Source organism: Geomonas sp. Red276, assembly GCF_054784495.1.
Genome location: NZ_BLXW01000088.1, coordinates 1 through 1,752, shown reverse-complemented (window position 1 = coordinate 1,752; position 1,752 = coordinate 1). Strand labels below are relative to the sequence as shown.

Here is a 1,752-nt window from a genome sequence, read left to right as displayed (position 1 = left end):
TGGCAAGCTCTGCCTTCAAGGGCGAAGGGCATCGCAAGGTCTGGGGGCGACTCCGCTTTGGGAAGGGGCACAAGGTCAGCCGCAAGCGAGTCTTGCGCATCATGCGGCAGAACCAGTTGCTCTCCCCATAAAGGGGGGCACCGTAAAGAAAGGTATCGATCGCGAAAACTTTCTCTTCTTGGGGCATGGTGTCATCCTGCAGCAAGTCCCTGAACAATTCCCACTCGGGCTCCGTCAGAATCGCATCCCCATGATCCAGGCGCCAGTAGACGTATCGGCCAAGGGTGTACTCGTAGCTGAACCCGAAGCTTCTTCCCTCCTGGATGTAGCTCTGCACCAGGGCACGCAATCCCGCCTCACCCTTCATCCAGACCATTTCGGGGTAAGCTATGGCCGCACTCTCGGTCAGCCGGTCGAGGAAGCGTTCCTCCTGCAGATGCGACATAGCCTCCAATTGTTCTGCCCTGATATGGAGCATAATTACGGCCTCCTCATGCGAATAAAGCATTGGTTAAACCTAATGTAAGGGGCAAAAATGTCAAGGGAGGGGAAAGGAGACAGGGGGGATCTCCGGGGTCGCGAGCTAGCGTAGAGGTGCGCCAATATGATCGGCATCGTCACAATATGGCGGGTGGGAGGTATGATGTACTGACCATCCTCTCATGAAGCAATGGGACAGGTTGTATGAATGACAACTTTTCCTTGAAATCTCTCCAGGAGGTGTAATATATAGATGCTCCCAGAACCGCTGACACCGCCGTACGCTAAGAAGATCATCCTCAACATCCTGAAAAAAGGCAGTGTTGTCTATGCGGAGCCGCACGCCTTGCAGCGGATGGAAGAGCGTGACATCAGCACCCTTGATTGTGTCAACGTCTTGCGAGGCGGCAAGGTGGCGCCGGCGGAGTACGAGAATGGCAGTTGGCGTTACCGGGTCTACACCCCGAGAATGACTGTGGTGGCCAGATTCGAGTCGGAGTTGGAGCTTGAAATCGTGACCGCCTGGAGAGATAGAGCATGAGATGCCGAGTATGTGAAGAGGCCCCCGACCTTCTTGAGGTTGAAGAGGATTATCACTACCGCGAATGCGGGATGGACAACGTGACTATAATGGGCATCATGGTCAGAAAGTGCCCCTCCTGTGGAAGCAGGATGCCTGTCATACCCAGCATCGAAGGGCTTCATGATGCTCTGGCGCGGGCCATCGTCACCAAGAAAACGCCTCTGACTCCCAAGGAAATCATCTTCTTGCGAAAGTCGTTAGGCTGGTCGGGAGTCGACTTCGCCCAAAACATGGGGTGCGACAAGGCCCAAATTTCCAAATGGGAGCATGGCGCCGTGCGGATGTCCAAGCCCTACGAGCTTCTTCTTCGGGAAATCGTCGCCTCCGGCAAGAAGATTACCGACTACCATCGCTCCGACATCGTTTGGGGAAAAGCCCCATCCCCTCGCCCCCTACAATTCAGGCTGAAGAGGACAACCTGGAAAGAGGCGGCGTAAACGCCAACAGGCCACTCCTCCCTCGACCGGTCACTACCTGGGCGGTGAGAGCCGCCCTTGGACCACCCAGCATCATTCGCCCCGCCCCCTCAAGAGCTGCTTATGCCGCTTTTCCTTCCGAGATAACGTAAAATATTTTTCGCTTTTTTGACTAGCACGGCAGTGCCCCGCCGGGTTAAGAATTGAGTCGCCAAACAACAATTCGATACCCCAGGAGGGACACTGCCGTGGAGAACGAGTCTACTACAAAAG

2 protein-coding genes and 1 pseudogene are annotated in these 1,752 nt (G+C 55.2%); all 3 read left to right on the top strand.

What is annotated here, in order from left to right:
- Window positions 1–128: pseudogene (locus ACYVL5_RS23555) on the top strand (IS3 family transposase); the annotation flags it as partial.
- Between the two features lie 605 nt (window positions 129–733).
- Window positions 734–1,021, top strand: coding sequence for a DUF4258 domain-containing protein (locus ACYVL5_RS23550; RefSeq protein ID WP_460597985.1), 288 nt, complete (start codon window positions 734–736; stop codon window positions 1,019–1,021).
- Window positions 1,018–1,500: a type II TA system antitoxin MqsA family protein gene (locus ACYVL5_RS23545; protein WP_460597984.1), complete on the top strand. Its 483-nt coding sequence runs from the start codon at window positions 1,018–1,020 to the stop codon at window positions 1,498–1,500. Before ACYVL5_RS23550 ends, ACYVL5_RS23545 begins: the two co-directional genes overlap by 4 nt.
- Window positions 1,501–1,752: the final 252 nt, after the last annotated feature.